6 protein-coding genes are annotated in these 7142 nt (G+C 62.2%); 2 read left to right on the top strand and 4 right to left on the bottom strand.

Annotated elements, in window-relative coordinates:
• Positions 1 to 73: 73 nt before the first annotated feature.
• On the bottom strand, positions 74 to 3139 hold the full coding sequence (locus tag ACE04F_RS19590) for an efflux RND transporter permease subunit (protein WP_486109251.1): 3066 nt from the start codon (positions 3137 to 3139) through the stop codon (positions 74 to 76).
• 6 nt (positions 3140 to 3145) lie between these two features.
• Positions 3146 to 4246, bottom strand: coding sequence for an efflux RND transporter periplasmic adaptor subunit (locus ACE04F_RS19585; protein WP_486109249.1), 1101 nt, complete (start codon positions 4244 to 4246; stop codon positions 3146 to 3148).
• A gap of 94 nt (positions 4247 to 4340) precedes the next feature.
• On the opposite strand from ACE04F_RS19585, the gene ACE04F_RS19580 reads away from it, so the two are divergent.
• Complete coding sequence (locus ACE04F_RS19580; protein WP_486109247.1) at positions 4341 to 4976, top strand: TetR/AcrR family transcriptional regulator; 636 nt, start codon at positions 4341 to 4343, stop codon at positions 4974 to 4976.
• Between the two features lie 170 nt (positions 4977 to 5146).
• On the opposite strand, the gene ACE04F_RS19575 is transcribed toward ACE04F_RS19580, so the two are convergent.
• Positions 5147 to 5929 carry a class I SAM-dependent methyltransferase gene (locus ACE04F_RS19575; protein ID WP_486109245.1) on the bottom strand — a complete coding sequence of 261 codons (783 nt, stop codon included), beginning with the start codon at positions 5927 to 5929 and terminating at the stop codon, positions 5147 to 5149.
• A 91-nt stretch (positions 5930 to 6020) separates the two neighbouring features.
• On the opposite strand from ACE04F_RS19575, the gene ACE04F_RS19570 reads away from it, so the two are divergent.
• Positions 6021 to 6641: an energy transducer TonB gene (locus ACE04F_RS19570; RefSeq protein WP_486109243.1), complete on the top strand. Its 621-nt coding sequence runs from the start codon at positions 6021 to 6023 to the stop codon at positions 6639 to 6641.
• A gap of 4 nt (positions 6642 to 6645) precedes the next feature.
• Here ACE04F_RS19570 and ACE04F_RS19565 read toward each other — a convergent pair.
• A partial coding sequence (locus tag ACE04F_RS19565) for an extensin family protein (RefSeq protein ID WP_486109242.1) occupies positions 6646 to 7142 on the bottom strand: 497 nt, incomplete at its 5' end.

The following is a 7142-nucleotide window of genomic DNA, read 5'->3' as shown; positions in this document are numbered from 1 at the left end:
TTTGTAGGCTGTTACAACGCTTTCGCGAGCAGGCTCGCTCCCACATTTGATCCTCAGTGCTATCAGAATTGCGTCAGGTTTTCCTGACCCTGAACCACGCCGCATACAACGCCGGAAGGAACAACAGCGTCAAGGCCGTCGCCACGATCAAGCCGCCCATGATAGCCACTGCCATCGGCCCGAAGAACAGGCTGCGCGACAGCGGGATCATCGCCAGGACCGCCGCCAGTGCGGTCAGCACAATCGGCCGGAAACGGCGCACAGTCGCTTCGATGATCGCCTGCCAGGGGGCGAGCCCCGCCTTGATGTCCTGTTCGATCTGGTCCACCAGGATCACCGAATTGCGCATGATCATCCCGGACAACGCGATGGTGCCGAGCATGGCGACGAAACCGAACGGCTGGCGGAACACCAGCAGGAACAGCGTGACGCCGATCAGCCCCAGCGGCGCGGTGAGAAACACCATCGCCGTGCGCGAGAAGCTGCGCAGTTGCAGCATCAGCAGCGTCAGCACCACCACGATGAACAGCGGCACACCCGCATTCACCGATTTCTGCCCGCGGGTTGAATCCTCCACCGTGCCCCCGACTTCCAGCAGGTAGCCGTCCGGCAGCTCTGCGCGAATCGGGTCCAGGGTCGGGAAAATCTGTTGCACCAGCGTCGCCGGTTGCTCCTTGCCATAGATGTCGGCCCGCACGGTCACGCTGGGCAGACGGTTGCGGTGCCAGATCACCCCTTCTTCAAAGCCGTATTCCAGCGTCGCGATCTGCGACAGGGCAACGCTCGTGCCGTTGTCGGTAGGCACCGCCAGGCTTGGCAACAGCGAAAGCTCGGTGCGCTCATGCACGGTGCCGCGCAGCAGGATCTCGATCAGCTCGTTGTCTTCCCGGTATTGGCTGACACTGGAGCCGGTGAGGGAGCTTTGCAGGAAGCTCGACAGGTTGGCGGTGGTGACGCCCAACGCGCGGGCGCGATCCTGATCGATGTTGAGGTACACCACCTTGCTCGGCTCTTCCCAGTCCAGGTGGACATTGGCGACGTAGGGGTTTTCGCGAACCTTTGTCGCCACTTTCCGAGCAAGGGCACGAACTTCTTCGATGTGCTCGCCCGTCACGCGAAACTGCACCGGGTACCCCACTGGCGGACCGTTTTCCAGGCGCGTGACACGCGAGCGCAGGGTCGGGAACTGCTCGTTCAATGTGCTGATCAGCCAGCTGCGCAGGGGCTCGCGATCTTCGATGGTCTTGGCCAGCACGACGAACTGGGCGAAGCTCGGCGCCGGCAGTTGTTGATCCAGCGGCAAGTAGAAGCGTGGTGAGCCGGTGCCGACGTATGCCACATAATTGTCGATACCGGCGTGGTTCTTGAGCAACACTTCAAGACGCTTGACCTGCTCCGCGGTGTTGACCAGAGAAGCGCCTTCGGCCAGCTTCAGGTCGACCATCAGCTCCAGCCGTCCCGACGCCGGAAAAAACTGCTGCGGGACAAAACGGAACAGCATCACCGAGCCGACGAACAACAGCACGGTCAAGGTGATCACCGTCTTACGTCGACGCACGCACCACTCCACCGTTCGCCGGACTCGCTGATAGAACGGCGTGCCGTAGGGGTCCGGCTGGCCGTCAGCGGTGCCGTGCCTGGCCGCGTGAATCTTCGCCAGGTCCGGCAGGAGTTTTTCCCCGAGGTACGGCACGAATACCACCGCGGCCACCCACGAAGCGAGCAGTGCGAGGGTCACTACCTGGAAAATCGAACGGGTGTACTCACCGGTGCCCGATTGTGCGGTGGCGATCGGCAGGAACCCCGCCGCGGTGATCAAGGTACCGGTGAGCATTGGGAATGCCGTGCTGGTCCAGGCAAAACTGGCCGCTTTGATCCGGTCGTAACCCTGCTCCATCTTGATGGCCATCATCTCCACCGCAATGATCGCGTCATCCACCAGCAGCCCCAGGGCCAACACCAACGCGCCGAGGGAAATCTTGTGCAAGCCGATGCCCAGGTAATACATCGCGGCGAAGGTCATCGCCAAGACCAGCGGAATCGCCAGCCCCACCACCATTCCGGTACGTAGCCCCAACGAGAAGAAGCTCACCAGCAAGACAATCGTCAGTGCTTCAATCAGCACCTGGACGAACTCGCCGACGCCGGTCTTCACCGCAGCCGGCTGGTCGGAAACCTTGCGCAGTTGCATGCCCGCCGGCAGGGTGTTCTGGATGCGGGCAAACTCGGCTTCGAGGGCCTTGCCAAGGATCAGGATGTCACCGCCCTCCTTCATCGCCACGGCTAGGCCGATGGCGTCTTCAGCCATGAAGCGCATGCGCGGGGCCGGTGGGTCATTGAAGCCGCGCCGGACATCGGCCACGTCACCGATCCGGAAGGTCCGGTCGGCCACGCGGATCGGAAAATCACGGATCTCTTCCACGGTCTGGAAATTCCCCGAGACCCGGAGCTGCAATCGCTCGCTGCCGGTCTCGAAGAAGCCGGCGGTCGATACCGCGTTCTGCGCCTGCAGAGCCTGCTGGACAGCCGCCACGGGCAAGCCGAGAGTCGCCAGCTTCACGTTCGACAGCTCGACCCAGATTTTCTCGTCCTGCAGGCCGACCAACTCGACCTTGCCCACGTCCTTGACCCGCTGCAACTGGATCTGGATACGGTCAGCGTAATCCTTGAGCACGCCATAATCGAAGCCGTCGCCGGTGAGCGCATAGATATTGCCGAAGGTAGTGCCGAACTCATCGTTGAAGAACGGTCCCTGGATACCCGGCGGCAAGGTCTGCCGGATATCGCCGATCTTCTTGCGGATCTGGTACCACAACTCGGGAATCTGCTTGGAATGCATGGAGTCGCGGGCAGCGAAAGTCACCTGGGATTCACCCGGGCGGGAAAACGAGACGATCTTTTCGTAATCGCCGGTTTCCATCAGCTTCTTTTCGATACGCTCGGTGACCTGGCGCGACACTTCCTCCGCCGTGGCCCCCGGCCAGACGGTGCGGATGACCATGGCCTTGAAGGTGAACGGCGGGTCTTCGCTCTGACCCAGCTTGGTGTAGGAAAGCGCGCCGACGATCGCCAGCAAGAGCATCAGGAACAGTACGATCTGGCGGTTACGCAACGCCCATTCGGAGAGATTGAAGCCCATCGGGGATTACTCCTTGGCCGCCAGGTTGACCACGCGATTGGAGCGATCCACCGGCCGAACCTGCTGGCCGTCCAGAAGCACATGCACGCCAGCAGCCACCACCCAGTCGTTGGCACTGAGGCCTTCAAGCACCGGCACGGTCTTTTCTCCGAAGGCACCGACGCGCACCGGGACTTTGCTAAGCGTGTTGTCCGGTTTGACCACCCAGACGAAGGTGGCGCCGTTCTCGGCGGTGAGAGCCGATAATGGCACCGACAGCGGCGCCTTTTCCGCGGTCTGGATAAACACCCGGGCGCTCTGGCCCAGCTCCGCCGGGACGCTGCCAGCGGTGAAGGCGACGCGCGCGGCGAAGGTACGGGATTTCGGATCGGCGGCCGGCGAGAGTTCGCGGATGCGCCCGCTGAAGCGCTGATCGGGCTGGCTCCACAGTTCTACCGACACTGGCTGGCCGATCTTGAACCGACCAAATCCCTGCTCCGGCAGGCTGATCAGGACTTCACGCTCGCCGTCGGTGGCCAAGGTGAAGACGGTCTGTCCAGCCGACACCACCTGACCGACTTCCACCGCCCGCCGAGCCACCACGCCGTTCTGAGGCGCACGCAACACCGAATAGCTGGCCTGGTTACTGGCAACGTCGAATTCAGCCTTGATCTGTTTGACCCGCGCCGCGCCGGAGCGATAGAGATTCTCGGCGTTGTCGTATTGGGAACGGCTGACCATCTGCCGCTCCATCAAGGTCTTGTAGCGGTCACGCTCGGCTTTCACCAGGCTCAGGTTGGCCTCGGCGGCGGCGACCTGAGCCCGGCTCGCTTCCAGTTGCAGGCGCACATCCTCGGGGTCGAGTTCGGCCAGCGCCTGGTTGGCCTTGACCCGCTGGCCCTCTTCCACCAGTCGGCGGCTCACTTTGCCACCAATGCGAAACGCCAGCTCCGGCTCGAACCGCGCCCGTACTTCGCCGGGATAACTGTCCATTGCCTGGGCCGAAGGCTCCGGCTTGACGACCATCGCAGGGCGCACGGCGACCGGCGTCGGCTCCTCATGACCACACGCAGACAATAAAAAAGCCAGGCTGACTGGCACGGCGAGGGGCAGGACATAGCGGAACATGGTGGAGGACCTTTCGCTAATGATGCTTGGAATAATTATACTGGCGAGTATGTTATTAATAGCAAACTCACCAGTCCAGTATTAAAAGCGAATAATGTCGAACAATCCTGCCTCCTCCAGCGGCCCCGGTCGTCCCAAGGATCTGGCCAAGCGCCAGGCCATTCTCGACGCCGCGAAACGCCTGTTCCTGAGCCTGGGCTACGCCAGTACCAGCATGGACGCCGTGGCCACCGAGGCCGGCGTCTCGAAGCTGACCGTCTACAGCCACTTCAATGACAAGGAAACGCTGTTTTCCGCTGCGGTGATTGCCAAGTGCGAGGAACAGGTGCCGCCACTTTTCTTCGAATGGGCCGACGGTGTTCCGATTGAACATGTGCTGCTGAACATCGCCCGCGGCTTCAACCAACTGATCAACAGCGACGAATCGGTGAACTTGCATCGACTGATGGTGGCGCTGGGCAGCCAGGATCCGAAGCTTTCCACCATCTTCTACCAGGCCGGCCCGCAGCGAATGCTTTCCGGAATGGAAAGGTTGCTGACCAAGATCGACCAGAGCGGCGCCCTGAGCATCGACAAACCGCGCAACGCCGCCGAGCATTTCTTCTGCCTGATCAAGGGCGCGGCGAACTTCAGGTTGTTGTATGGCTGCGACGGGCCGCAGGACGCCGAAGCGGCCGAAGCGCATGTGCAGGAAGTGGTGGGGTTGTTTGTGCGGGCTTATCGGCCTTAGTCCGACCGGTCACTTTTCACCAGCTGGAAGGGCCTCTTCGCGAGCAGGCTCGCTCCCACAGGAGGACTGGGGTGAATATGGATTCTGCTGAACAGCTCCCTCCCACAGGGTTGAAAGTACCCAGATCCAATGTGGGAGCGAGCCTGCTCGCGAATGAAGTCACCCCGCTCTCAGGCCTTGAGCGCTTTCTTCGGATAGATATCGTACCGACTGGATTTGCCTTCGAGCCCATGGCTCGGCTTCGGCCCTTCAATGCAGGGGGCCTTGCGCGGACGCTTGACCACTACCCGGTGGGTCGCCAACGCCAGCGCGGCGGCAAGCAGCGCCGGGGCGTCGGTATCATCGCCCACCAGCGGACGGAACAGGCGCATCTCTTTTTTCACCAGCGCGGTTTTCTCCCGATGGGGAAACATCGGGTCCAGGTAGATCACCTGGGGCGGCTCGCCTTGCCAGCTGCGCATCACGTCGATGGAATTGCCCTTGAGCAAGCGCATCCGCGCCACAATCGGCGCCACATCGAAATCTTCCGCACCGCGAGCCAGGCCATCCTCCAGCAAAGCGCCAATCAACGGTTGGCGCTCGATCAGGCTCATCTCGCAACCGAGGCTCGCCAGCACGAACGCATCCTTGCCCAACCCCGCCGTGGCATCCAGCACTCGCGGACGCACACCCTGGGCGACACCAACTGCCTTGGCGATCATCTGGCCACTGCCGCCGCCGTACAAACGACGGTGGGCTGCGCCGCCCTCGACGAAATCCACCCGCACCGGTCCCGGCGCATCGGGACCCAGCTGCTGCAATTGCAACCCGTGCTCGCCGACCTGCAAGACGAACTCGCCGTCATCCATCTGCAACGGCAGGCCGAGCTGTTCGGCCCACTGCTCGGCGCGGGGCTGGAACGCCGCGGCCAGAGCCTCGACGTGGATGCGGCAAGCCGCGGGTTGCTCAATCATGAAAACCTGCTCAAAAAATTAAGGATCGGCAAAAACGGCCGATAACAACGGTGAACGGCATTTTGCCAGAGCTGAGCGTCGACCGAGAAAAATGTCAGTCATTCAATCCACATCGATAGGCGTTATCTCCCCTTACGGCGATTACAGCCTGCGTAACACCCAAGCGCTGAGCGGCGTCAGTCACCTGTGGCAGGATTTTTTTGCCCGGGCCCTGGCCGACCAGTTGGGTGAAAACGCACCGGCGCCCGGCAGCTACCAGCCAGTCGCCCTCGATGAAGCGGTTGAACCGACCCTGGGCGCCGAGCTGCTGGAGCATATCGTCAGCCAGCGCACCTGCGACGTGACGGAGACCCAGGTCAAGCCACCCGAGCCATTGTTCCTGCCGATCGCCGAGCTCGAACTCGATTTGCTCGACAAGCCGTTCCCACCCTTCCCGCCAGAAGAAATCGTCGCACAGCAAAAGCAGCAGACCTTCGAGAGCAACTGGGTTCGCCCGATCGTCCTCGCCGCCGGTCAACCGTTGCCAGAGCCGGGCCCGGCACCACAGCCGCGTCGACTGCCGCTGCCGATTGCCGAATTCGAACTCGACCTGTTGGACAAGCCGTTCCCTCCATTCCCGGAAGAGGAACTGGTGGCACAGCAGAAACAACTGGACTTCGATACTCGCTGGGCGCGTCCGATCGTACTGCAGAACCTGCGCATCGCTGCCTGATTCCTCAACGACAAATCCACCAAGGCCCCACATCCAGATGAAAATGGTTGCGGTGCGCCGCGTTGTAATCCGGGCTCAAGACCACACTGAACATGTCGCAGGCGCCATCGCGCACCTGTCGTAAAAACTGCGCATCGGTGTTGTCCTTCGGCCAATCCCTGAGCACGCTGACTGCGCGTCCATCGGCCAGGCGAAACCCGGCGATGTCCAACGCGCTGGCGGTGGCGTGCTGGCTGCGCGCGCCGCTTTCACGACCGTACATGTTGCGACAGGCAAAACTGCCCAAGTGATCGACCCGCGTGACTTGCTTGCCATAGGCGGCCATTGCCGCCGGCTGCAATGCATGGCGCTCGAACAGCGCGAAGGCCACCGCCAGTGGGCAACTGGCGAGGAAGCTGCTGCTCAGCGCCACCTCGCCGCCCTGCACCCGCAGCACATTGGTCAGCGGGCACGAGGTATTGGCGCCACTGTCGGCCTGGCGAGCGGTGCGCAGCCCCGACG

This window comes from Pseudomonas sp. AGC41 (assembly GCF_057334555.1).
Note: the sequence above shows the minus strand (reverse complement) of the source record. Positions and strands in the feature narration are given on the sequence as shown.